This window comes from Candidatus Fermentibacter sp. (genome assembly GCA_030373045.1).
Lineage (GTDB): Bacteria > Fermentibacterota > Fermentibacteria > Fermentibacterales > Fermentibacteraceae > Fermentibacter.
Genome location: JAUCPW010000028.1, coordinates 15,867 through 39,667 on the forward strand (window position 1 = coordinate 15,867; position 23,801 = coordinate 39,667).

Annotated in this window: 20 protein-coding genes; 13 read left to right on the plus strand and 7 right to left on the minus strand. The window is 67.2% G+C overall.

All coding sequences use genetic code 11. From position 1 onward, the window contains the following. Nucleotides 1-68: 68 nt before the first annotated feature. The 6 genes from QUS11_05675 to QUS11_05700 all read right to left on the minus strand — a co-directional run bounded on the left by QUS11_05675 (nt 69) and on the right by QUS11_05700 (nt 10,475). Nucleotides 69-2,480 carry a tetratricopeptide repeat protein gene (locus tag QUS11_05675; GenBank protein MDM7992785.1) on the minus strand — a complete coding sequence of 804 codons (2,412 nt, stop codon included), beginning with the start codon at nt 2,478-2,480 and terminating at the stop codon, nt 69-71. Then, on the minus strand, nt 2,467-3,936 hold the full coding sequence (locus tag QUS11_05680; GenBank protein ID MDM7992786.1) for a hypothetical protein: 1,470 nt from the start codon (nt 3,934-3,936) through the stop codon (nt 2,467-2,469). Before QUS11_05680 ends, QUS11_05675 begins: the two co-directional genes overlap by 14 nt. Next, on the minus strand, nt 3,933-6,104 hold the full coding sequence (locus tag QUS11_05685) for a hypothetical protein (GenBank protein ID MDM7992787.1): 2,172 nt from the start codon (nt 6,102-6,104) through the stop codon (nt 3,933-3,935). Before QUS11_05685 ends, QUS11_05680 begins: the two co-directional genes overlap by 4 nt. Then, nucleotides 6,101-6,880 carry a hypothetical protein gene (locus QUS11_05690; GenBank protein ID MDM7992788.1) on the minus strand — a complete coding sequence of 260 codons (780 nt, stop codon included), beginning with the start codon at nt 6,878-6,880 and terminating at the stop codon, nt 6,101-6,103. The genes QUS11_05685 and QUS11_05690 overlap by 4 nt, the downstream gene beginning before the upstream one ends. Before the next feature lie 103 nt (nt 6,881-6,983). Next, the gene (locus QUS11_05695; GenBank protein MDM7992789.1) at nt 6,984-8,681 is read right to left on the minus strand and encodes a T9SS type A sorting domain-containing protein; all 1,698 of its coding nucleotides are present in this window, start codon (nt 8,679-8,681) and stop codon (nt 6,984-6,986) included. Between the two features lie 66 nt (nt 8,682-8,747). Then, nucleotides 8,748-10,475: a hypothetical protein gene (locus QUS11_05700; protein MDM7992790.1), complete on the minus strand. Its 1,728-nt coding sequence runs from the start codon at nt 10,473-10,475 to the stop codon at nt 8,748-8,750. A 161-nt stretch (nt 10,476-10,636) separates the two neighbouring features. Here QUS11_05700 and QUS11_05705 point away from each other — a divergent pair, with 161 nt between their 5' ends. From QUS11_05705 to QUS11_05765, 13 genes are all read left to right on the plus strand, one after another. After that, the gene (locus QUS11_05705) at nt 10,637-12,040 is read left to right on the plus strand and encodes an MBL fold metallo-hydrolase (GenBank protein ID MDM7992791.1); all 1,404 of its coding nucleotides are present in this window, start codon (nt 10,637-10,639) and stop codon (nt 12,038-12,040) included. Between the two features lie 83 nt (nt 12,041-12,123). Next, complete coding sequence (locus tag QUS11_05710; GenBank protein MDM7992792.1) at nt 12,124-13,206, plus strand: hypothetical protein; 1,083 nt, start codon at nt 12,124-12,126, stop codon at nt 13,204-13,206. Next, nucleotides 13,188-13,907 (plus strand): 3-deoxy-manno-octulosonate cytidylyltransferase, encoded by a 720-nt coding sequence (kdsB, locus tag QUS11_05715; protein ID MDM7992793.1) that lies wholly within the window; start codon nt 13,188-13,190, stop codon nt 13,905-13,907. Before QUS11_05710 ends, kdsB begins: the two co-directional genes overlap by 19 nt. Continuing rightward, complete coding sequence (gene kdsA, locus QUS11_05720; protein ID MDM7992794.1) at nt 13,900-14,679, plus strand: 3-deoxy-8-phosphooctulonate synthase; 780 nt, start codon at nt 13,900-13,902, stop codon at nt 14,677-14,679. Before kdsB ends, kdsA begins: the two co-directional genes overlap by 8 nt. Further along, on the plus strand, nt 14,676-15,146 hold the full coding sequence (locus QUS11_05725; GenBank protein MDM7992795.1) for an HAD hydrolase family protein: 471 nt from the start codon (nt 14,676-14,678) through the stop codon (nt 15,144-15,146). Before kdsA ends, QUS11_05725 begins: the two co-directional genes overlap by 4 nt. Beyond that, nucleotides 15,143-16,099, plus strand: a complete 957-nt coding sequence (locus tag QUS11_05730) for a KpsF/GutQ family sugar-phosphate isomerase (protein ID MDM7992796.1) — start codon at nt 15,143-15,145, stop codon at nt 16,097-16,099. Before QUS11_05725 ends, QUS11_05730 begins: the two co-directional genes overlap by 4 nt. Before the next feature lie 7 nt (nt 16,100-16,106). Next, nucleotides 16,107-17,021: a lysophospholipid acyltransferase family protein gene (locus tag QUS11_05735; protein ID MDM7992797.1), complete on the plus strand. Its 915-nt coding sequence runs from the start codon at nt 16,107-16,109 to the stop codon at nt 17,019-17,021. Continuing rightward, nucleotides 16,921-17,514 (plus strand): hypothetical protein, encoded by a 594-nt coding sequence (locus QUS11_05740; GenBank protein MDM7992798.1) that lies wholly within the window; start codon nt 16,921-16,923, stop codon nt 17,512-17,514. Before QUS11_05735 ends, QUS11_05740 begins: the two co-directional genes overlap by 101 nt. Beyond that, nucleotides 17,504-18,556, plus strand: a complete 1,053-nt coding sequence (locus QUS11_05745) for an LptA/OstA family protein (protein ID MDM7992799.1) — start codon at nt 17,504-17,506, stop codon at nt 18,554-18,556. Before QUS11_05740 ends, QUS11_05745 begins: the two co-directional genes overlap by 11 nt. Before the next feature lie 101 nt (nt 18,557-18,657). Next, a complete protein-coding gene (lptB, locus tag QUS11_05750; GenBank protein MDM7992800.1) occupies nt 18,658-19,371 on the plus strand; it encodes an LPS export ABC transporter ATP-binding protein in 714 nt (237 codons plus the stop codon). Continuing rightward, entirely contained in the window at nt 19,371-20,858 is a 1,488-nt protein-coding gene (gene rpoN, locus QUS11_05755; GenBank protein ID MDM7992801.1) for an RNA polymerase factor sigma-54, read from the plus strand. The genes lptB and rpoN overlap by 1 nt, the downstream gene beginning before the upstream one ends. A gap of 53 nt (nt 20,859-20,911) precedes the next feature. Beyond that, nucleotides 20,912-22,306, plus strand: a complete 1,395-nt coding sequence (gene gatD, locus QUS11_05760) for a Glu-tRNA(Gln) amidotransferase subunit GatD (protein MDM7992802.1) — start codon at nt 20,912-20,914, stop codon at nt 22,304-22,306. Nucleotides 22,307-22,340: 34 nt separating this feature from the next. Beyond that, nucleotides 22,341-22,835 carry an adenosine-specific kinase gene (locus tag QUS11_05765; protein ID MDM7992803.1) on the plus strand — a complete coding sequence of 165 codons (495 nt, stop codon included), beginning with the start codon at nt 22,341-22,343 and terminating at the stop codon, nt 22,833-22,835. Here the strand turns inward: QUS11_05765 and QUS11_05770 are convergent. Next, nucleotides 22,823-23,752 (minus strand): NAD-dependent epimerase/dehydratase family protein, encoded by a 930-nt coding sequence (locus tag QUS11_05770; protein MDM7992804.1) that lies wholly within the window; start codon nt 23,750-23,752, stop codon nt 22,823-22,825. The genes QUS11_05765 and QUS11_05770 overlap by 13 nt on opposite strands. Nucleotides 23,753-23,801: the final 49 nt, after the last annotated feature.

Consider the following 23,801-nt stretch of genomic DNA (forward strand, 5'->3'; position numbering starts at 1 on the left):
CCGGACCGGAGACCGGCCTGCGAGGGCCGGTTCGTGAACATGGAAACTGCCCGGGCGGGGCCGTCCTGTCAAGAACCGCCCCCCGCGGTCAGGACGGACCCCCATCCGAGCCTCGATACGCCGGACGGCGGAAGGGCGACTCCGATGGATGCCGCCCTCGAATACTCGGCCACGGATGCCTCGACGAGCCCCGACTCCCAGAGGGCGGAAGCCAGCTCCAGCGCTGCATCCCCCGACTGCGGCGCCATCGCGGCCGCCCTCTCGAACAGCCTCACCGCCTCGTCGGATCTCCCGGCGGTCATGCGGACCCTTCCCGCTGCGAGGAGCGTGAACGGGTTGGCGGAGATCCCGGCGGCGGAATCCGCCAGAGCCGTCCCCTCCTCCACCAGCCCCGTCGATGCCAGGACCAGGGCCCGGACCGAGAGCGACCAGGGTCGTCCGGGTTCCTCCGGACCCGGAGAGCGGGCCTCCATGACGGCCGTCGCGGCGTCGCCGGATGCGAATGCGGCGGAAGCCCGCACTGCACAGGCCTCGGCCGGAGTCGACGTCCCCTCCCGGTACGCTCTCCAGGCGTCCTCGGGCACCCATGGAGGCGGGGGGCCGGTCAGCCCGGACGGTGCGGCACCCCCATGGACGAGAACGGAACTGGCCAGCACTCCGTCTCCCGATTCCCCGGCGGCTGCTGCGGCTTCGGCCACGCACCCCTCCGAGGCCGCCACCCAGATGCCGAGCGTCGCGAGCTGAGGCCAGGTATCGGAAAGGCCGGCTGTCCCGGCCCCCCCGGAGAGGATTTCCAGGGCATCCTCCCGCAGATCACCGTCCTCCAGGGAACCGGCCAGGCTCCTCGCCAGCGCCTCGTCTCCGCTTCGCCAGGCCAGGCAGCAGGCCAGCACCCCGGGCGCATCCCAGCCCTCCATGCCGCATGCCGTGAGGAGTTCAGGCATCATGCCGGAATGGACGAGGTACAGCGGCCTCGACAGGACATCCTCGGCCGACAGCGGGTCGACCTCACCGGTGGAGAGCGACTCCGCCCCGATCGCCTCGAGCCAGTCGGCTCTGGCGTACGCCACCGTCAGCCTGTCCCAGTAGACCGGCTCCCAATCCGGCAACTCGGCCAGGAGGTTGGCGGTCGAACCGCGCTGATCCGGCCAGTCGTAGAGGGCCATCTCGATGTCCGCTGCGGAAAGTAGCCTGAGCTGGAGCGGGGCCGACAGACTGTCGGGCGCCTGGGCCAGGAGGAGGTATTCCGCGTAGAAGCCCTGGGGGTAGAGCAGGCATCTCCCGTCCATGTAGAGCGGGAGCCTCTCGCCGAACCGATACTCCAGATAACCCGATATCTCGTTGGTGTTGAAGACCCTGCCGTAGAGCCCGTTCTCCTCGATGAAGTCGGCCAGGCCCACGGGGTAGATCTCCCAGGCGATGCCCAGCCCGAACCTTCGGGGCGGGCCGAACTCCCGCGGCAGCCCGAAGACCGGGGGGATCAGAGCGGCCGCGCACAGCGCCGAGGCCGGCAGCCCCCAGGGTATCCTGCCGAGCAGTGCAGGAAGGGTCGAGATGGCGGCCAGAGCCAGGAGTTCGGCGTTTCTGGCGGCGAAGGCGCTGGCGAGAGAGAGTCCGGCAAGCATGACGAGGGCCGAGGGGGGAATCCTGCGGATCCTTCCCGATCGAGCCGCGACAGCCGCCAGTACTGCGCTCGCTGCCACAAGGAGGACGAGGAGCACCGGGAGATATGCCGAGCCGAACCTGGGGTCGAACGGGCTCCACCACTCCCTTATCGAATCGCGGAAAAGGGGTTGCCGGAGGAAGTCCGGCAGGTACGAGAGCGATCTGAATCCGTTGGGATGGACGCCCGAGCAGAGCAGGGCCGCGGCGGGGACGGCAAGCCAGGCGGCTGCATCCCGCATCCTTCTCTCGACCAGGAGGTCGAGCACCGGAAGGCAGAGCAGGAGGAGTCCCGTCATGAATCCGGCGTGGGTGTTCACCCAGAGGATCTGGAGGGGGACGAACACGGCCAGGGCGGCGGGCGGCTTCGGCCTCTTCGAGAGTACGAGGAGATAGGCCGAGAAGAACATGTCAGTGAAGATATGCGGGCGCTCGAACCACCTGGCCTGCGCGGCCGCCAGCCAGAAGACGGCCACCAGCACGATTCCCGCGAAGGCGGCGCCCCTCCTGCGGGCGGCGGCAACGGCCATCGAGACCGCCGCCAGTACGACCGCAGCCTTGACGATCGAAAGCCCGAGGGGCCCGCAGGCCCTCCAGCCCGCCGCGAAGGCCACCTCCGCCAGCCACTCCTGCTGGATCCACTCCCGCCCTTGCATGGTCCAGGTGAACGGGTCCTCCACCCTGATCGTGCCCGTGTCCAGGATGTCCTCGCCGTTCCTGAGGTGCCAGAAGATGTTCTCGCTGTAGACGGGGGTGAGGCACCACACGAGCGTGACAGCCAGGAGACCCGCTGCAAGGAGCCTCTCACCGGATTTCAAGCATCGCCTCCAGTCTCGCCCGGGTGGTCCGGGTTCCCGCCATCGAGAGGGCGAGACGGGAGAGGGAATCCCTCTCCGTGCCACAGGCCTGCATGGCCAGCCTCGCGCAGGCTTCCGCGGCGAGGTCCGTGGCAAATGCATCCGGACTGACAGCCCGGAGCCCTTCGACATCCAGCCGCACGGCTTCCTCCTCCGCGTCCGCCGGTCTGAAGACGAGCCCCGAGAGCCCCAGCGAAGGGCTCTCCCAGGCTCTGGTGGCGACCACGGGCCTCCCGCCGATGCTGTCCGGGAAGGGCTCCCGGAGCGACAGGTGGAAGTAGTTGCCGTAGGTGTCGGATGGGATGACGTCCGGCCTCAGGTCTTCGATCGAGAACAGACAGGCGGCGTGGAAGGTGTCATGCCCCGTCGTGCAGTAGACCGCCCCGGGATCGGTCTCCCTGAGCATGTCGCACGAGATCGTGCGCGCGATCCGGTCACTGCTGCGCACCGATCCGGCGAGGCCGAGCGCGGCCACCGCCGCCATGCAGACCGGTGCAGTCATCCTCGCGACGATCGAACGGCTCCCTGAGAGTCTTGCGGCTCCACGCGCAGCCGGCAGCCAGAGCGACAGGACGGCCGGGAATGCCATCCCCGCCGGATCGGGGACGGCATAGAAGGCCAGCAGGCCGAGCGACAGGATCAGGGCTGCGGTCTCACCCGGCCTGGGCCTGCCCGCAGCCGCCAGGAAGCACATGGGGACGGCCGCTGCCGCGGTCCAGGGTCCCAGCAGCGCGAATCCCTCGGTCGAGATCCCGCCCAGTCTGCCCGAGTACATCCCGAAGAAGGCCGACAGGTCCCGGAGCGTGTCGGGTCTCGTGTAGTGAGGATCCAGGGCGGAGGGAGAGGCCGCCCTGAGAGGCACGTAGAGCATGAGGCCGGCCGCCGGCAAAACGAGCGGCCACCACCTCCTCCAACGCCTGCCGATATGCACAGGTGCGAGGAGGGCGCAGAGGGGATGGCCCCCGAAGACCGACAGGCCGAAGAGATACGGTCCCGCCGGTGAACTCCGCAGGAGAAGCGCTGCCAGCGCCAGGAACAGGGCAAGGCCATAGACCTCGACGGTGTCGAACTGCGCGAGTATCGGAGGGGAGAACACCAGAGCGCAGGCCGAAAGCGCCCTCAGCGCACCCGGGCCTGCCGCCGCCTTCGCCGCGAGGACCGCCGTGGCGCCGCCGAGGATGGCCAGCATCAGCCGGCCCGACGCGAAGCCGCGGCCGGGGAAGATGCGCAGCAGCATGAGGAAGAGGGGATGGGACGGCGGATGTGCGATGGACAGCCCGTCCGAGGCTACTGTGAACTCCGCCCCGTCGAGGGCGTCGAAGGAAGGCGGTCCCGCAGCGAAGATGACCAGCGTAGACAGGAGCCCCGCCAGGGCGATCCACGGGGAGAGGGACGATCCGTGCGCGGTCGGTCTCATTCCACAGGCCATGACTGGCGCTCCGGGCCGGCGGCGTCTTCCAGATACCTCCTGTGGATCCCGGCCCTGGCGGTGTCGCCGGCTGCCTCGGCGCAGGCGACGGCCAGCTCGAGCGAGCCGGCGGCCGGCGGGTACTGCATCATGAGGGCCTTCTCCGCCACAGCAAGTGCGCTGTCCGCCAGGCCCGCCGCGAGCAGCCATCTGGCGCATGCATCGAGGCTCTCCGACGTAGGCGGACGCGTTCCGAGCATCCTGGCCACCGAACCCTCCGCAGCGGCCAGCCGCCCCGAGACGAGGGAGGATTGCACCGCGCAGAGGTCGAGTTCGCGGCTGTTCCCGAAGCGCCTCACGCCCTCGTCGATCATGGATCCGTAGTCCGATCCCGTGGCTGCCGCGAGAGATGCCGCCATCGCGTATTCGCCGGGCCCCGCTCCCGGAGCCTGGAGGGCTGCTGCCGCGAATCCCGCGGCCGAAGACGTGTCGCCGAGGGCGAGCAGCGCCCTGCTCCAGTACCTGAGCTGCATGGCGTCGGGCGCGGAGTATCCGATCATCTGGCGCAGAAGGAGCGTGTCGCCCGAGGATGCTGCCGATCCCGCGAGCGCCTGGATGATCCTGTCACGATCGCCTTCATCCATGCCGGGTGTGGAGAGCAGGGCGACGAGCTCCTCCCTGTCTCCGTCCTGCATCGCCAGATTGATGGCCACCTGCAGCATGCCGCTCCCCCCGGCGCCGTCGAGCGAAGCGAGGGCGGAAAGCCATTCCGCCTGATCGGCCCTGCCCATGAGCTGGGCCGACTGCGCGAGAGGGACCGTGGACCCGCCCTCCGCGGCGAGCAGGGAGGCGGATACGGATGCATGCGAGTTCCGCGTACTCCTGGTGAAGGAATCGGTGGTTTCCGCGAGCCACGCCTGCTGTGCCGGCACCTCCGGCCCGGCTCCGAGAAGGATCGCGAAGACGGGCAGGAGGAGCGGGAGGGGGCGCAGCACGATCCACGGCCGCCCTCCGGCCGGAACGGTTCCCAGGATGATCGAGGCCGCCAGCAGAGGAAGGATGGAGAGCAGGTCGACGGGCGATGTGAAGACGGGGGATGCCGTCACAGCCAGGACGAGGGGCGCGAGCAGGGCTGTCCTTGTTCTCCCCTCCGGGACCGTCCGGGGCAGGGCGGCGGCGGCCAGGGCGGCCGCCAGGGTCGGCCAGCCCGTGGCTGCGGCCGTCGACAGTGCTATGATCAGCGCCGCCGCACCGGACAGCCCTCCGAGCGATGGAGCCGCGGACAGGACGAGCCCTGCGAGGAGGGCTCCCGCGAGGGTTGCCGCATCGGCGAAGGTGACCGTCTGGGCTCGCAGGGCGCAGGCAGCGACGGCGGCAGTCCCCGCGAGTGCGGCCGCCGCCGTGACCCTGCAGGAGCCGACCGCGCGGGCGATCTCCCTTCTTCCTTCGTCCCCCGACCGGGCCACGAGCCAGGCACCGATCAGCGTCACCGGCCAGATGTCCGCCAGGTACACCGTCATGTGAACCGAGTTCACGAGGTGCGGTCTGGTGAAGGAGTGCCACTGGAGGAAGTCCTGGATGCCTCCCGCGTACGGGAAGAACCTTCCGGTCAGCCAGTGGAGGATGCCGGGCCACCCGAAGAACACGAGGAACAGGGGAGCCAGGAGCAGGGCTCCGAAAACGCCCCTGAAGGCGCTCCGGGATACCTTCCCGATGAAAAGCCCTCCGAGCAGGCAGCCGGCCGCCGCCTCGATCCTGATCCCCGTGGTCGTGCCCGGCAGCACCGCTGCCGGGTTGAAGAAGTTCACGATGAAGTGCAGGGCGTTGGAGGCGTCCAGGGGGAAATACCCGATCGGCGAGCCCGTTCCCATGGCAGCATCGAGCAGAGGCGGGAGTATGGTGAGGGTCCATGCCCAGACCATCAGCTTCATGAGCCTTGTCACCGGGTATCCGGAGACGAGATGCATGGCGGCGACTATGCCGAGCATCGGGAAGACGTAGGCGATGGTGAAATGCAGGAGGAATGCCTCGGGCGGGAAGATCATTCCGGTCGCCACGCTCTCGAGGATGTTCCTGACGACCACGGTGGAGATGAAGACGGCGGCCAGCCGCGATGTTCCGCCGGGCATGGCCTCGCCCCACGAGATGAGTCTCGAGATGGGACCGGCGTTCTTCACGGAAGGATCTTGCCTCCTTCCACGAGCGTGCCGATGGCGGGGACCCCGCTCGAGAGAGGGACGACGGGGGGTATGCCCGCGAGGAGGGCGGCGGTGTTGACGACACCAGCCGGAGTGAGCCCCTCGGGAGGGATGGTGTCTATTCCGGAACCGGCCATGACGACCCAGCCCCTGTACCAGTCCTCGGGAGGAGACAGGATCAGGAGGTTTCCTCCTCCGGACGAGACCGATTCGAGCCATTTGGCGCCCAGGACGATCGCCGTGTCAGCGTTCGAGGTGGAGCAGCGGATCATCACGATGTCCGGGGCGAACCGGAGGTAGATCTCCCTTATGACATCCTGCCTGGATACAAGCGAACTCCATCCTTCCGTGCCGATCCCCGCGAGGAGATCGGGCGGATCGGGCAGGGGTACCGCTGATGCCGGATCCATGCCCGTCCCCGTCGATATCGAGATGTTGTCCCTGCCCTGCCGGATGTCCGCCGGGACAGGGCAGTCGACGAACATGACCAGCATGTCCGATGCCGCGAACGCGGCCGCGAGGGTCGCGGAGATGTCGATCGGACTGGTCGACAGGTCCTCCGCCAGTCTCGAGCCCTCCAGCCTTACCGGTCCGGCCTCGCTGAATCCGGAAGGCAGCCCGGGATCGCCGTGGAGACCGCGGATCTCCAGGAAGACGAGTCTTGCCGGAGCTGCCGGGGCTTCATCCGTGATCCCCTCTCCACCCCCGCAGGACAGGGGTGCGAGAAGGAGGGCGGCGATCAGCAGGCGTTCCATGATCCGCAAAGATATCCATGCGCGGAGAGGATCCGCAAAAGCCGCCTCCCGAAAGGGGGAGGGCCGGCTTGCGCCGGCCCTCCCGCATGCATGCGGCATCCCGTCAGTCGGCGAAGACCAGTGTCCTCGAGGCGGACTGGCCGTCGGCGCTGAGGTAGACGAAGTAGGTTCCGGGGACGAGGTTGCCCAGGACGGCGGAATGGCTGCCTGCCGCAGCTTCGCCGTCGTGGAGGGTCGACACGAGCCTGCCGGTCATGTCGAACACCTGCAGCCTGGCATCCGAAGCAGCGGGCAGGTCGAAGAGGACCTGGGTGTCCGGTCCGGCCGGGTTCGACGATACGGACAGGCCTATGGCCTCGGGGGCGGGATCGCCCTCGATGCCGGTCAGGTAGGTGACCGTGTAGTCATACGTGTGGTCTATGCTGATGTTGCCCATGAAGGCGGGGAAGAAGACCAGGTAGTCCCATCCCGCGGGGTTCACCGCAACGTCCTTGACGCCCGTGGAGAGGTCGACGTCGTACCACTGGAACTGATGGTTGCCCGCGGTGTCCCACAGGATCACGCCGAGGTTCCACTCGTAGTTGTTGAGGCCGTCGAAGTGGATGTTGACCCAGTTGCTCTGGTAGCTCGACAGGTTGACCTTGATCCATGCGATGCCATAGGTCTCGGGCGGGTAGACGCCCTCGTCGCCCGTGGCCGGCAGGGTGTTCTCGATGTGGTAGGAGAAGACGTAGGGGCCCGGCGTCCAGAGGGTGGCCTCGTCGTCATACATGCCGCATCCCGCGTACCAGTTGGCCGCCGTGAACCATCTCCAGCAGCCGTACTCCATGAAGCCCTGCTCCCAGGTCATGCCGTGGTCCTCGAACACGTCGCCCTGGGCGGCCAGCATGTTGTTGCCCGTGGTCGCGCCGCAGAGCTCCCAGATCTGGAGAACGCTCGGGATGTCCATCCGCAGGCTCATGAACCTGGTCCAGAGGTTCCCGCCGTACCAGTACAGGCCGCCGCTGCCCGACCTGATGTCCCACCAGGGCTTGCGCAGGGGGTTGTCGCCCGAGTGGAGGTAGCCCACGTAGTCGTTGATGTCGTCGTAGACCTGATCCTCCATCCAGGTGGAGCAGTTCTCCATGAACCACGAGGGTTCGGCGACGTCGTATCCCATCTGGACCGCGTGCTGGTATTCGTGGGCCTGCGTCACCTTCATCAGGTTCTCGGTCATCCCGTTCAGGATGACGATGTGGCTCGCGTAGTCGTTCTCGGGCGTGGTGGGATCCGAGGGCTCGCCCGAGTAGGTGGTGTAGCCGAGGGATGAGATCGCCATGATGTAGAGGTCGTACTTGGTGTCTCCGCCCATCCCGAGGTCGGAGGGGGGAACGTCATAGCCCATGTTGGTGCACTCGACGGTGCGGCTGAAGTCGGCGGCGCTCGCGAGCGCGGTGGCGTACGCGAGGGTGCTGGCATCCGCGCCGGAGGCGGTCCAGTGGATCTTGAACCAGCCGGCAGGGGAGTCGAGGATGTTCTCCGGACCGCTCAGGGTAGGCCTCGCGAGGAGATCCAGGGCTTCGCGCGCCAGGGGGGAATCCGGGTCGAGCTCGGCGAGCCTGGTGGCTTCCAGTATAGCTGGCGTGCCGCATCTCGCGGGCTCGGTGCCCGCGGTGAGCTCGGCCGGGAGAAGGCTCGGGTCGACCACGCTGGCTGCGAGGGCATAGGCTGCTTCCGCCCCCTCGAGCTCGCCCGCCTCGACCAGCGTCATGACGCGGTCCATGGCGCTGTCGGCGGCTGCGATGGCAAACATGCTAAGCATCAATGCGACTGTGAGCTTCATTTCGCCTCCGTCTGCCTTGTGCCGGGCGGCCCTGGCCGCCCCGTCCTACCTGCTAAGGACAACTCTCCGTGTCAGGCCCTCGCCCGGAGCGTTCAGGCGGGCGAAGTACGCTCCGCCGGGAAGGTCGTCGGCGCTCCAGGATACGCTGTGCTCCCCTGCTCCCGTCATCCCGGACACCAGAGTCTCCACGAGCCTGCCCGAAAGATCGTAGATCCCGAGGGTCGTGTAACCCGGTTCGGGGATGGAGAACTCGAAGGAACCGCCGGGAGCCATGGGATTCGAAGATGGGGCAAGGGTAGCGGACGGCCCGGCCTGACCCTCCACGATCCCGGTCTGTGCAGTGACCGTGATGTCGTAGACGCAGTCGAGGCTCGTCTCGGTGAGGGGCTGGACGAACAGCACGACGTACTGCCACCCTGTTGTCGATACCCCGAAGTCGAGCGTGGCCGGGGATTCGGTGACGCTGTGCCAGGTGAACGCGTCCGACCCGTCGGAAGCGGTCTGGATGACGCCGATGGTCCAGTCCGCTATGTCGAGGCCGTCGAACGATACGTCGATCCAGCCCTGGTATCCCGATACGTCTATCCTGATCCAGTGATTGCCGTAGGTCTCGGGCGCGTAGACGCCCTCGTCACCCGTCCAGGGGAGGGATGACGCGTTATGGTAGCTGAACACGTATGGGCCAGGGGTCCAGAGGGAGGACTCCTCCGCCTCGTAGTGCTGGTCGTCGGCCTGGCTGCCGGTGAACCATCGCCAGCAGGTGTACTCCGCGAGCCATTCCGTGAAGGACATGCCGTAGTTCCCGGCCGTCTCGTCGATCGCAGAGAGCATGTTCATGCCGACGGTCTCGGCGGCCTTCTCCCAGACCATCCGCACCGTCTCCTGGCCTCCGCAGCGGACCTGCATGTACATCGGCCACGGGGTCGCCCCGTAGTAGTACATCGACCCCGTCCGGATGTCGTACCAGGGTCTCCTGAGGCAGTTGTCGCCGGAGTGGAGGTAGTCGGCGTAGAGGTCCGTGTCCCAGCACTCGTTCTGCATCCACGTGGCGCAGTTCTCCTTGAACCAGGAGGGCTCGGCGGCCTCGTATCCGTCCTGGACGGCGTGCTGGAACTCGTGCGAGCAGGTTTCGAGTATCTGGTTCTCGCCCCAGCTCTCGCTGTTGCTCATGGCTATGTGGCTTGCGAAGTCCGCCTCGGGGGTGGTGGGATCGGAGGGCTCGCCCGAAGTCGAGCAGTAGCCGATCGTGCCTCCCGTGAGAGCCATCACGTAGACGTCGTATCTCGTGTCGCCGCCGAGACCGAGGTCGGAGGGGGGGGCATCCCAGTCCATCACGTCGACCTGATGCTCCCAGGAGTGGTCCATGCCCTCGCCGATGGTGGTGGCCCAGGCCAGGGTGGAGGCGTTCGGGCCGTTGTCGGTCCAGTGGATCTTGAAATGACCGCCGGGGGTGTCGTAGATGTACTCGGGACTCCCGACCGACGGCCTGGCCAGGAGGGTGAGGGCTTCGACGCATGCTGCGTCCGGGGATCCGCCCGCCAGCATGACGGCTGCATCGGCGGCTGCAGTGCCGCAAGGCTCGGTGGAAGCTCCGTCGGTGACCCAGGACGGAAGGGCGGTCTCGTCGAGCACGCTCCGGGCGCAGAGGAGAGCGGCTTCACCCGCTGAGATGCTCCCGTCGGCGAGCGCCCCCTCGATCCGGGACAGGTACATATCCGCCCACGAGGACGAAGCCATGAGGGATAGCACCGCAATTAACGACGCAGCCTTCATCGGACCCCCCGTCCGCCGAACCCGGCGTGAGAAAAGATTTGCCAGAATCTACCCGCCCGGCCTTTCCATGTCCACGAATCCGGAGGGCTGGAAACGGCCGGAGTTGCCTCGCGGCGCCGCAGGTGACGATAATCTACGATCGCATCCCCGGAGGTCGTCTGTTGAGAATAACGTTCTATGGCGCTGCCGGTTCCGTCACGGGCTCGATGCATCTCGTCGAGTTCGGGGGGAGGCGGATACTCCTCGACTGCGGCCTCCATCAGGGGCGCAGGGCCGAGAGCGATGCACTGAACAGGGATCCCGGGCTGGACGCCGCGGGGATCGACGCGATCGTCCTCTCGCATGCCCACATCGACCATTCGGGTTCGATACCCGCCTTCGTCAGGCGGGGATTCCGCGGCTCGATCCACTGCACTTCGGCCACGCGCGACCTGTGTGCCCTGATGCTTGCCGACAGCGCGAGGATACAGGAGAGCGACGCGGCATTCCTGAACCGCCGCGGGAGAGGCGGCGGCCTTCCGGCGGTGGAACCCGTCTACTCGCCGGCCGATGCCGCGCGCAGCATGGGTTTATTCCACACGTATCCCTACTACAGGCCCTTCGAGGTGGCGGAAGGCGTCACCGCCAGGTTCATCGAGGCAGGACACATCCTCGGTTCCGCCCAGGTAGAGCTGACGCTCTCCGCTGGCGGCCGGAGAACCGTACTGCTCTTCTCGGGCGATCTCGGGAGGCCCGCCATGCCCATACTCCGGGATCCGGACCTCGATTCGTCCAGGCCCGACATACTCCTCATGGAGTCTACCTACGGCGGCAGGAAGCACGAATCCGGCAGCGATGCCGTGAAGCGCCTGCGCAAGACCGTGCGGGAGACCGCCGGAAACGGCGGGAGGGTGATCATCCCCTCCTTCAGCGTCGGCAGGACGCAGGAGATCCTGTACTTCCTCAGGCTCCTCAGGGACAGTTCCGCGATCCCGAGGATACCCGTCTTCGTGGATTCGCCGATGTCCACGGATGCGACCTCGATCTTCAGGCTCCACCCGGAGTGCTATGACGAGGAGGCTCTCGACGCGGTCAACAGCGGATCGGGGCCCTTCGGGTTCGACGGTCTGCATTTCGTCAGATCGACAGCGGAGTCCAGGGCGCTCAACGACATCGGCGGTCCTTCGATCGTGATCTCCGCATCGGGCATGTGCGAGCACGGGCGGATCCTGCACCATCTCAGGCACGGCCTCGGGAATCCCGCCAACACTGTGCTCATCGTGGGATTCATGGCCGAGAACACGCTCGGAAGAGCTCTCGCCGAAGGCCGGACCTCCGTGAGGATCTTCGGTGAGACGCAGGCCGTAAGGGCCTCCGTGGCCGTGATCGACGGCTTTTCCGCTCATGCGGACTCCGACGGGTTGTTCGAGTACGCAACCCGGACCGGAGCCTCCGCCAGGGAGATAGTGCTGGTCCACGGCGAGAAGGAACAGGTCGCTGCGCTCACCTCGAGGCTCGCAGGAGCCGGGGTGGCCTGCAGTGCCCCGGGGCGTACCGAGTCCATGACCTTCGAAGCCGGCGACTGAACAGCGGTCGTGGAACCGGTCGTCGACCCCGGGGTACGTCGGAGCGGAACGCACCGGTCAGAACCCCGAACAGGAGAGTCATGATGTTCGAGATGCTCCTTCTCGCCGCCCTGTCGGCGCCCGAGTACCCGGGTTTCGTACCGCCTCCTTCGGGCATGGGTTCGGAATACCTGCCCTCCACGGTCAGGTCGGCCGGGATGGGCGGGGTCTCGACGGCTCTGGTGAGTCCCGACGGGTTCTCCATGTCCAATCCGGCGACATCCGCCTGGAGCACCTCGACCGGAGTGACCTGGACCGCAGGCTGGAGGGCCGGGGATGACGACGCATGGGACGGCGGCATGAGGTTCCCGTCCGTCTCGGTGCTGTTCCCTCTGCCCTGGAACGCGGTCCTGTCGGCGGGCCTGTCCGAGCGCAGCCGCCTCCTCGATGCCGCCGCGCTCTACCAGGACGGGTACAGGGGCTCCCTCGAATGGGAGGGCGGGCTCAACGAGGCCTGCGCGGCGTTCTCCCTCAGGGCTTCCGAATGGCTTGCGTTCTCCCTCGGAGGGAGGGGCGCGTTCGGCAGCACCCGGTGCTCCGCGAGTCTGACGGAAACCGGGCCCGGCGGATCGGGCGCCCCCGTGAACACCCAGTACGTCGACGAAGCCAAGTTCATGCCGTGCTGGGGGCTGCAGGCCGGCATGCTCATGAGGCTGGGCCGTGTGGACCTGGGCGCCTCCATCCTCACCGACAGGGGGGGGCGCATCGATATCGACAGGGACTATGCAGGCGCGGAGGAGGAGGGCAGTTCCCAGAACTACGACCTGCCGGGGGAGGTCAACCTCGGTGCGGTTGTACGACCTTCGGAGTGGCTCAGCCTTGGGGCCGACCTCCATTCCCGGAAGACGATGCACCTGCTCGACAGCACGGTCCCCGACGGTTCGGTGCTGGGGCTGGGCGCCGAGGCCCTGGTATCGAGGGGGGTAGCCGCGAGAGCCGGCTGGACTTCGACCGACGGGCTCTGGCGGGACGGCGCCTCGAGATGGACGGGCGGCCTGGGCTACAGGTTCGCAGACGGAGCCGCAGGGCTCGATTTCTCGATATCACGGGAGACCTGGGACGGTTCGGGCGAGACCTCCGTGTTCGTCTCCCTCTGGAGTTCCGAGAGTTGGCTGGGAAACCGCTGAAGGATACCGCCGTCATCATCCCGGCGAGGATGGGAGCGACACGCCTCCCCGGGAAGCCGCTGGCCGACATCGGTGGGGTCCCGATGGTCGTCAGGGTTGCCCTGGGCGCCTCGCGGAGCGGGGCCGGGCTCGTGGCCGTGGCCACCGACGACGAACGGATAGCATCAGTCGTCCGGAGTGCGGGCATCGAGGCGGTGATGACCGGCCCGGCCGACTCGGGATCGGCGAGGGTGTACGAGGCCTGGGGGAGGCTCGGCAGACCCGGGGGCAGGATAGTCGACCTCCAGGGCGACGAACCCTTCGCCGGACCGGAATGGATAGCCGCGCTGGCCTCCGTCGACACCGCCCCGGACAGGGTGGTTTCACTCGCAAGGCCCTGCACCGCCGAAAGGGCGGCCTGCGAATCGTCCGTGAAGGTGGCCCTCCGCTGCGACGGATCGGCCCTCTACTTCTCCCGGTCCCCGATCCCTCACGGTTCCGGTTCGTTTCTCGAGCATGTCGGAGTCTACTGCTTCAGCCCGGAGTCCTTCGACCGCTGCATGCAGGCTCACCGCTGTCCGCTGTCGGCCGGCGAGAGGCTGGAACAGCTCTCATGGCTATGCGCCGGAGTGGAGATCGCGATCGTAGAGGGTCCCTTCCACGGATTCGGGATCGACACGCCGGACGATCTCGAGCGGGCCAGGAGGGAGATCCTTGGCTGACAGGCTTTTCATCACCGGCCCCTGCGTCCTCGAAACGGAGGAGACCGCTCTGGAGACGGCCCGCATGCTCTCCTCCCTGTTCGAGGGCAGGGAGGGCGTCGATTGGGTCTTCAAGGCCTCCTTCCTCAAGGACAACAGGACCTCGCCCGGTTCCTACCGCGGGCCCGGCATGGAGCGGGGGCTGTCCATCCTGGCGGCTGTCCGCGAGGCCTTTCATGTCAGGGTGACGACCGACGTGCACGAATCATCCCAGATCGAGAGCGTGGCCGCTGTGGCGGACATCATCCAGATCCCGGCCTTCCTGTGCAGGCAGACCTCCCTGCTCGAGGCTGCGGGGGGCGCCTGTCTGCCGGTCAACGTGAAGAAGGGCCAGTTCATGGATCCCCGGAACATGGCCGGGGCCGTGGAGAAGCTCCGTTCGGCGGGTTGTCCCTGCGTCATGCTCACCGAGAGGGGATCCTTTTTCGGATACGGCGATCTGGTGGTCGACTTCAGATCTCTGTCGGTCATGTCGGCTCTCTGCGACTCCGTGATCCTCGACGTGACGCACTCCCTCCAGCGGCCCGGAGCCGCGGGTTCCTCGAGCGGAGGAGACAGGGAGCACGCGGTGAGGCTCGCCAGGGCCGCAGCCGCCTGGGGCGTCGACGGGCTCTTCTTCGAGGCGCATCCGAGACCCGGCGAATCCCCGAGCGACAGGGACACGATTCTCGGCCCGGAAGACTCGCTCGCACTCGTCGACTCGGCGATCCGCCACTGGGAGGGTGCCCGGTGAAGTCCGTCTCCCTCTTCGCCATGGATGTCGACGGAGTGCTTACCGACGGCACCCTCGAATACGGTCCCGGCGGTGCGTGCCAGAGGTTCGACGCCCAGGACGGGGCCGGGCTGATCGCCCTGCAGAAGACAGGCATTCCTCTGGCTCTCATATCGTTCCGCGATCTGGAATCCACCCGGCGGCGCGCGAGGGACCTCGGGATCAGGTATCTCCTTCTTGGCTGCACCGACAAGCGAAAGGCACTCGACGACCTCTGCGTCCATCTCGGCATCGAACCTGCGTCTGCGCTCTACATGGGCGACGACGAGATGGACATCCCCGCCCTGGAGGCCGCCGGGGTGTCGGCCTGCCCCTCGAACGCCCGTCCCTCGGTGAAGTCGGTGTGCCAGATCGTCACATCCCGCCCGGGCGGCTCGGGAGCCGTCCGCGAGGTGGTCGACATGCTGCTCGACGGGAGGCTCCGGTGAACGGCTCGATGGAGGAGGCCGGAAGGGTCTTCGACGCCGAGATGCGCTGGCTCGAGGAAACCCGGCGTCTGATCGCGGGCCGTTTCGAGAATGCGGTAGGCATCCTCCACGGCGCCCGGGGCAAGGTGATCGTCTCGGGCATCGGGAAATCGGGGTTCATCGCCAGGAAGATCGCCGCCACGATGACGAGCACCGGGACACCCGCCTTCTTCCTTCATCCCGCCGAGGCGGTCCACGGAGACCTGGGCCTCCTCGAGAGGGGGGACGCAGCCCTGATCCTCTCCCGCAGCGGCAACACGCCCGAACTCGCCGCCCTCCTGCCCCGCTTCTCGGGGCTGGGCATCCCGATCGTCTCTATCTGCAGGGAGGATTCCATCCTCGGAAGGGCGTCCGCAGTCGTGCTCCCCCTGCCCGACCTGCCGGAAGCCTGCCCCTACAACCTCGCCCCGACGGCGAGTACGACAGCCATGCTGGTCACGGGTGACGCCATCGCGATGGCCCTCCTATCCGCCTGCGAGTTCTCGCCCGAGGACTTCGCGGAGATACACCCCGGCGGAATACTCGGGAGGAAGCTGCTGAGCAGGGTTTCGGACATGATGGTCCCTCCCCCCCTGCCGGATCTGCCGGAGGACACGCTCCTCCCCGACGCGGTGGAGACCATGACGAGGCACAGGGGGGTCTGCTTCAGCACGGACGGGTCGGGAGCCCTGTCGGGCATCTTCGTCTACGGGGACCTCGGCAGGCTCATGCGCGACCGGACGGACATAGGGAACCTCAGGCTCTCCGAAGTGCTCATCCGCGGTCCCGTGGTGGCCACCCCGTCCGAGCCGGCCACGGCGGCTCTGGCCAGGATGGAGCAGAAGGGCATCACCAGCCTGGTCGTAGTGGACGGGGATTCCAGGCCGGTCGGCCTTGTGTTCCTCCACGACATCATGCGCGCCGGGATCTACTGAGGCTGCGGTGCCCAGGAGGAGGCTCCCCTTCCGGGCTCTCCGGCACGCCCTCGAGCGGCCTGCCGTCGACCTCCTGCTGTCCTGCGCCCGCCGGGCGCCGATGCCGCTGCTGAAAGCCTCGGCCTCCGCCGCGGCCCGGGTCGCCTCCGCCCTCCCCTCGCGGGCGAATACGATGATCGACAGGCACAGGCGGAACATCCTGGCGCCATCCGGGCTCGATGTGGATCCGTTCCCGGTCTATCGAGGAATGATCCTGTCGATGATCGATTTCGTGAGGCTCTCCTACGCATCGGACCTCGAGTTCCGCAGTGCCGTAGGGGTCGAGGGGGCGCACTTCCTGGAGGAGGCCCTCGGGAAGGGGAGGGGAGCGATCTGCATCACGGCCCATTACGGCGCCTGGGAGCTCATCCCGAGGGCCGTCGTCCTTCTCGGTCACCGGACCGGGGTTGTCGGGAGGCGGCTCTCCGGTTCCGCTGCGGACACCAGGCTCGGCCGGCTGAGGTCGATGCACGATGTCACCGTTCTGGACAGGGCTTCCGGAGCCAGGCCCCTCCTGGGGCTGTTGCGCACGAACGCGGCTGTGGGTATTCTCATCGACCAGGACACGACCGCGGTCGAATCGGAGTTCGTCGATTTCTTCGGGCTGCCCGCCCTGACTCCGACAGGCCCGGCCAGGCTGGCTGTCAGGTTCGGTATACCCGTGGTCCCTCTCCACATCGTCCGGAGGAATGATGGTTCGCATCTCCTCGTCATCGAAGAGGCGCTCGACCCGGGAGCCTTCACGGGCGACGACGGACACGTCCGCCTCACGTCATGTCTCAATGCGATCATCGAGGGCTGGATCAGGGCCGATCCCTCCCAGTGGATCTGGTTTCACGAGCGCTGGTGCCGCCGTCCTCCTGGCTCTCCTGGCCTGCGCTGAAGGCTCGAGGACCTACTCGGAGGAATCGGGGGAGGTCCAGCAGCTCGGCGCCTTCTCTCTGACGGAAGCCGCCCCCGGGGGCAGGAACTGGAGGCTCGAGTGCGAAGGGGGAACCTTCCACGAGCAGGACAGCACCCTCCTCATGTGGGGCGTCAGGCTCGTGATGTACGAGGCCGACATGCCGGCCTCGATGCTCACTTCGGACTCGGGCGAGGCCCTCGACAACGGGGCGATGCTCAGAGCCTGGGGGGATGCCAGGGTGGAGACCTCCGAAGGCAGGGTGCTCACATCCCCGGAGCTCATATGGTGCGACAGCCTCGATTCGTTCATGACTGACTGCCTGGCCGTCCTCGAAGTCCCCGACAGCCTCGGCACGACATATCTTACCGGCCGGGGCGTCGTCCTCGACAGGAGCCTCGGCTCGGCGGCCGGAGTCGACGTGAGGGAGAGTTTCACCGCCGTCTACAGCGGGGAGGTCGGCATTGAGGAGTAGCCTCCTCGCGCTCGCGGCATCGACCGCAGCCCTCGCCGGGGTCTTCACCGTGAGTGCCGCGAGGGCGTCCGGCAGCGAGACCGGCGACGGGGAACTCGTGGTCGATCTCGGCGGGGACGTCGAGGTGACGGACGGCTTCGTCTCCGTCACCGCCGATTCGGGGAGGGTCTGGCAGCAGGCGGGCCGTGCCCTGTTCCTGGGGAACGTGGAGATAGAATCCGACACCCTGGAGGGTTCGGCCTCGAGGCTCCTCTACGACAGGACCGCCGGAACGGCGGTCTTGACGGGCAACGTCGAACTGACCGACGGATCGAACGTCCTGAGGGCCGAAGAGGTGACCTGGTTCAGGCTTCTCGGCAAGGCCGTGGCCCGGGGAGGGGTCCACATGACCGGCCCCTGGGTCGGGGACGTCACAGGAGAGTACGCGATGTACGACAGCGGGAGGGGGAGCATCTTCGTCACCTCCGAGCCCGTGCTCCGGAGGTTCGAGGAGGGCGACAGCCTGGTGATCACGGCCGACCGCCTCGAGTTCCTCCCCGACTCGGACAGGGCCGAGGCCCAGGGGAACGCAGTCCTCGACTATCCCTCCGAGGGAGTGACTGCCGTGTCCGAATTCCTGGTCTACTCCGGCCTCGACGAGACTGTCGAGATGCTCGGCGGCCCCGTCGTGACCGAGGGGGAGAACAGGCTGTCCGGCAACTGGATGAAGGCCGAGCTGGATGGCGGCGAGATAAGGAGCATAAGGATCGAGGGGGCCGCCGACGGGTACATCGTCGACACGGGGGAGACCCCTCCCTCCGAAACCTGGTTCTCTTCCGAGAGCGCGTACTTCGCCTTCGCCGGAGGCGAACCCGATTCCGTGGACCTCATGAACTCGGTCACCCTCGTCTACAGGGCGGGCGGGGAGGCCGCCGCCCGGGAGGAGAGCAACACGGTCTCGGGCCAGCATCTCGTGGTCAGGTACGAATCGGGCTCCGTGGAGTCGGTCTGCATCACCGGATCGGCCACGGGATCCTACTCCTACCTGGGGGACGGGCTGTGATTCAGGGCGGGTTGGAGTCCGGCCGTGTCGTGACAGGGCCGGGCACGGGGTCTTCCCCGCTGCCGGAAGGACAGCCTGTGACTGCGGGCGGATGGGAGCGGCTGACCACCGCCGACCTCGTGAAGGAGTACAGGAAGAGGCGCGTCGTGAACGGCGTGAGCCTCACCGTGGGCAGGGGGGAGATCGTCGGCCTGCTGGGCCCCAACGGCGCCGGCAAGACTACGACCTTCTACATGATAGTGGGCTTCATCAGGCCCACCGGCGGCTCCGTGAGCCTCGACGGAAGGCTGATCACCGGGCTGCCCATGTATCGCAGGGCGAGACTCGGGATCGGCTACCTCCCCCAGGAGTCGAGCGTGTTCAGGAAGATGTCCGTGGCCGACAACCTGATGAGCATCCTTGAGACGCTGCGCCTCAGGAGGTCCGAGAGGATCGAGAGGCGCGACAGGCTGATGGATGCTCTCGGCATCACGAGGCTGGCCGACCAGAAGGCATACACCCTCTCGGGCGGCGAGAGGCGCAGGGTCGAGATCGCCAGGGCCCTGGTCACGGAACCCTCGTTCCTCCTCCTCGACGAGCCGTTCGCGGGCATCGATCCCATAGCCGTCGCCGAGATCCAGGGCATCGTGCGGAACCTCAGCAGGTCGGGGCTCGGCGTGCTCATCACCGACCACAACGTCCGCGACACCCTGGCGATCACCGACCGTGCATACATCATGTTCGACGGGAGAGTGCTGATCTCCGGGTCCGCCGAGGCTCTCGCGGAGGACCCGGAGGCGCGCAAGATCTATCTCGGCGAGAGGTTCAGGCTCTGATGTACAGACCCGAGCTGAGGCAGGAAACCGGCATCTTCCTGAAGCAGAACCTCACTCTCAACCCCGTGATGCAGCAGTCCCTCGAGATGCTCCAGATGTCCTCTACCGACCTCGATGACCTCATAGAGCAGGAGCTCAACGAGAATCCGCTCCTCGAAGTCCAGCAGGACGACTCGACCCGCGACCAGTCCCCCGAGGATCCGGCTCCCGGCGAGGAGCCGGGGGATGTCCCCGCGGAGGGCCCTGCCGGAGAACAGCCCTCCGAGGGCGAGGCGCCGGGGCCGTCGGACGACGAGGACCCCGAACCCAGGAGGGACGACGAACGGGAGGACCACCTGGAGTTCCTCGCGGATCTCGAGGACGGGTCTCAGGACTACAGGGGAGGTTCCTCCGAGGAGCCCTGGAGGCCCGAGTACGTCGGGCGGACGACCCTTTCCGAGCATCTGCTGGCCCAGGCGCGGGATCTGAGGCCGGGACCGGATCTGGAGGAGGCCGTCAGATACGTCGTCTACTCCCTCGACAGGCACGGCCTCCTGTCCATGGGCAGGGAGAACCTCGCGGCCGACTGGCCAGGGCCCTCCGGGCTCCTGGACAGGGCGGTCGAGCTGGTGAGGTCGCTCGAGCCCACCGGGGTGGGGTGCTCCACCGTGAGGGAGGCGCTGCTCGCACAGCTCGACCAGCGCGGGACGCCGGCCGACAGCCTCGAGTACCGCCTGATCGACGAGTTCTTCGACCTCCTGCCCGAGGGGCAGTACCCTGTCCTGGCCAGGGCTCTCAGGGTGACTCCGAAGGACATCCAGGATGCGATGGAGAGGGTCCGGGGCCTCAATCCCTTCCCCGGCTCCGACTTCTCGCCCGACAACAACACCGTCGTCATCCCGGACATCTCCGTGATCCGCGTCGAGGGGGAGTACATCGCCCTGCTGAACGACACGAGGTTCCCCTCGCTGGTCATCTCCGAGAGGAACCGGAGGGTGCTGGAGTCGCCGCACAGCGATCCCCAGGCCAGGGAGTACGTGAAGAAGAAGTACGATCGCGCCAGCCACTTCATCAAGGCCATCCAGCAGAGGCAGGACACCGTCCTGCGCATCGGGCAGTTCCTGGCCTCGTACCAGAGCGATTACTTCGACGACGGAGTCGATGCGCTCAAGCCGCTGACGCTCCAGCAGGTAGCCGGGGCCCTCGGGCGCAACCAGTCGACCATCAGCAGAGCCATCAACGGCAAGTACCTCGATTCCCCGCAGGGGATCAGCGAACTCGCGTTCTTCTTCAGCCGCAGGCTCGCCGGCGCCGAGGACGTCTCGACGAGGACCGCCCAGGAGGAGCTCCGGAGGATCGTGGAAGGGGAGGACCCGACCCGGCCCTACTCGGACTGCGACCTCTCGGCGATGCTGAATGCGAGGGGCCTGCAGGTGAAGAGGAGGACGGTGGCCAACTACAGGAAGCTGCTGGGTATCCTCCCGGCCAGCCACAGGAAGCGTTTCTAGCCATAACACCACGACTCAGGGAGGGCATGAAGCCCGCCGAAAGGGATTCTGCGATGACTTCTTCCGGTTCCGATTCCATGAAGGGCTACAGGGGTCCGGCGCGCGCAGCGCTGGAGAAGTTCGGCATCTCGGTGTGGGACGACGTCGATCTGACAGCCGACGGCAACTCGTTCCAGGGCGTCATCCTGCCGAGATCGGAGACCGCGGATGACAGCCACATCGTACTCAAGCTCTCCAGCGGATACAACATCGGCATCGCTTCGTCGAAGGTGACGGCGGCGGTGAAGACGGGCTCCAGGGAGGCCCACTACAAGATCCCCGAGAAGGAGTTCCCGTTCAACCCGATTCTGCCTTCCGTGAAGCTGCTGGGCACCGGGGGGACGATCGCGAGCCGGCTCGACTACCGCACCGGGGCGGTCATCCCGGCGTTCTCGCCGGGCGAGCTGTACGGGGCGGTGCCCGAGCTGGCCGACATCTGCAACCTGAGCACGGAGAAGCTGTTCGGCATCTTCAGCGAGGACATGGGCCCCGTCCAGTACATCGCCCTCGCCGAAGCCATAGGCAGGGAGATCGAGAAGGGCACCTCCGGGATCGTGATAGGCCACGGAACCGACACGATGCACCATACCGCGGCAGTCCTTTCCTTCATGTGCCAGGATCTCCCCGTCCCGGTGGTGCTCGTCGGATCCCAGAGATCCAGCGACAGGCCTTCCAGCGACGCCGCGCTGAACCTCATACACGCCACCCGGACCGCCGCCTACTGCGACGCTGCCGAGGTGATGGTCTGCATGTTCGGACCCACCAGCGACAAGTACGCCCTGCTCCACAGGGGCACGAGGGTCAGGAAGATGCACTCGAGCTACCGCAGCACATTCCGGACGATAGGCGACATCCCTCTGGCGATGGTCGACAGGGAGAGCTTCACCTATCTGAAGGCCGACTACAGGCGCAGGGACTCCTCCCGGAAGCCCTGCATCCGCCCCGTCTTCGACGAGCATGCGGCCATCGTCTACTACTACCCCAACATGAAGCCCGACATGATCACGAGCCTCGTGGACAACGGCTACAAGGGCATCATCATCGCCGGCACGGGGCTCGGCCACGTAAACAAGCCGCTGTACGAACCCCTCAGGCTGGCGGTCGAGGCGGGCGTCCACGTCTACATGACCGTGCAGACCCTGTGGGGGTACTCGCAGATGTACGTGTACGACACGGGGCGCCTGCTGATGCAGAGGGGAGTAGTGCCCCTCGCGAACATGCTCCCCGAGGTCGCCTACATGAAGCTGAGCTGGGCGCTCGCCGTGGGGCGCGATCACGAAGAGGTGCGCAGGCTGATGACCACCCCGATCTCCCACGAGATGACCCCCCAGGAGCCGCCCGACGGGTACCTGATCCTCCAGGGCGGGGTGCCGGAGGTAAGGGAGATGCTCGCGGGGCGGCTCAGATGACGGCCGTGAGAGCTGTCCGGCCGGGGAGGGGCTGATGATGCCCGGGATGTCCCTTGAAATCGTGCGGCTGTCCTGCCCCGAGGGATCCAACGTCATACTCGGCCAGGCCCACTTCATCAAGACGGCCGAGGATGTCTACGAGGCGGTCGCCTCGTCCGCGCCCGGGGCGAGGTTCGGGCTCGCCTTCGCAGAGGCCTCGGGACCCTGCCTGGTGAGGAGCGAGGGGACCGATCCCGAGCTCAGGAAGGTAGCCGAGGAGAACATGCTCCGCCTCGGCTGCGGGCACGTCTTCCTGGTCGTGCTGGGCGATACCTGGCCGATCCAGGTGCTTCCCGCCGTCAGGGCGGTGCCCGAGGTCTGCACGATATTCTGCGCCACGTCGAACCAGGTCGGGGTCGTGGTGGCCCGGACCGCTGACGGGGGAGGGGTTCTCGGGGTGATGGACGGCTCCCCGCCGACGGCTGTCGAATCGGACGAGGATGTGTCCTCGCGCAGGGAACTGCTCAGGAGATTCGGCTACAAGCGCTGACGGACCCACTCCATTGTCTTCGAGAAGGCCTCGTCCGGGGGTGTGGGCGGGCTCCATCCCGTGAGCTCCGCGACCTTCGGGTCCGACGGGTTCCAGCCTTTCGCCACCATCTCCCGGGCCTTGTGAAGGTCGAACACCTGGCTGCGTCCCGCCATCCCGCCCATGATGCCCGAGATCCATCCGGCCGCCAGCACCAGAGGGGGCGGGAGCGCCACACGTGTGACCCGTCTCCCGGCGGCCTGCTGCAGCAGGGCCCTGATGTCCTCCCACGTGAAGGCGCGCCCGTAGGACGGCTCGAACACCATTCCCTCCAGGGAGGGCTTCACGGCCGCCAGGGCCAGGAATCCCGCCAGATCGGGCCCGTAGACCAGCGGAGTGCCCCCCCTGCCCCACGGCGACGGGAAGAGGCCCTTCGCCGCATTGCGGAACAGGGGCGCCATCGCATCGTCGCCGGGCCCGAAGACCGCCGGGGGCTGCACCACGACCCATCCCGTCCCGCGCTTCACTATCGACTCCGCCAGGAGCTTGCTCCGGCCGTAGGGGGTCAGCGGTCCCGAGCCAGCCGGCCCGCCGGCCGAAAGGCTCGATACGTATATGAACCTCGCCTCCGGAGAGAAGAGGCGCCTTGCCTCGAGAACGGCGGCGGTGACTGCGGCGTTCGCCCTGTCGAAGGCCTCCCGGCTGCGGGCTGACGTGGCGCCCGCGAGGTGGAACACCGCGTCCGCACCCCGGATCGCCTCGCCGTAGGCCGACGGGTCGAGCATCTCGATCCTGTCGATCCTGCTGCAGCAGGTCACGCCCGACGTATCCGACAGGTCCCTGCAGACGGACGACACTTCCCAGCCCTCGGCGGCCAGGGTCCGTGCGAGATGGAGCCCGAGGAAGCCGGTCACTCCGGTGAGAAAGGCCTTTTTCATCGCAAGCTCCGTTGACTTGGGTATCCCGCCTGCTTACAATCTCCCGCCG

Excerpts from the sequence above, each read along its gene's own strand:
- QUS11_05680 (MDM7992786.1), bottom strand. The coding sequence starts at position 3,936 with ATGAGACCGACCGCGCACGGATCGTCCCTCTCCCCGTGGATCGCCCTG.
- QUS11_05690 (MDM7992788.1), bottom strand. The coding sequence starts at position 6,880 with ATGGAACGCCTGCTGATCGCCGCCCTCCTTCTCGCACCCCTGTCCTGC.
- QUS11_05695 (MDM7992789.1), bottom strand. The coding sequence starts at position 8,681 with ATGCTTAGCATGTTTGCCATCGCAGCCGCCGACAGCGCCATGGACCGC.
- QUS11_05700 (MDM7992790.1), bottom strand. The coding sequence starts at position 10,475 with ATGAAGGCTGCGTCGTTAATTGCGGTGCTATCCCTCATGGCTTCGTCC.
- QUS11_05710 (MDM7992792.1), top strand. The coding sequence starts at position 12,124 with ATGTTCGAGATGCTCCTTCTCGCCGCCCTGTCGGCGCCCGAGTACCCG.
- QUS11_05740 (MDM7992798.1), top strand. The coding sequence starts at position 16,921 with ATGCGATCATCGAGGGCTGGATCAGGGCCGATCCCTCCCAGTGGATCT.
- rpoN (MDM7992801.1), top strand. The coding sequence starts at position 19,371 with ATGTACAGACCCGAGCTGAGGCAGGAAACCGGCATCTTCCTGAAGCAG.
- gatD (MDM7992802.1), top strand. The coding sequence starts at position 20,912 with ATGACTTCTTCCGGTTCCGATTCCATGAAGGGCTACAGGGGTCCGGCG.
- QUS11_05765 (MDM7992803.1), top strand. The coding sequence starts at position 22,341 with ATGATGCCCGGGATGTCCCTTGAAATCGTGCGGCTGTCCTGCCCCGAG.
- QUS11_05770 (MDM7992804.1), bottom strand. The coding sequence starts at position 23,752 with ATGAAAAAGGCCTTTCTCACCGGAGTGACCGGCTTCCTCGGGCTCCAT.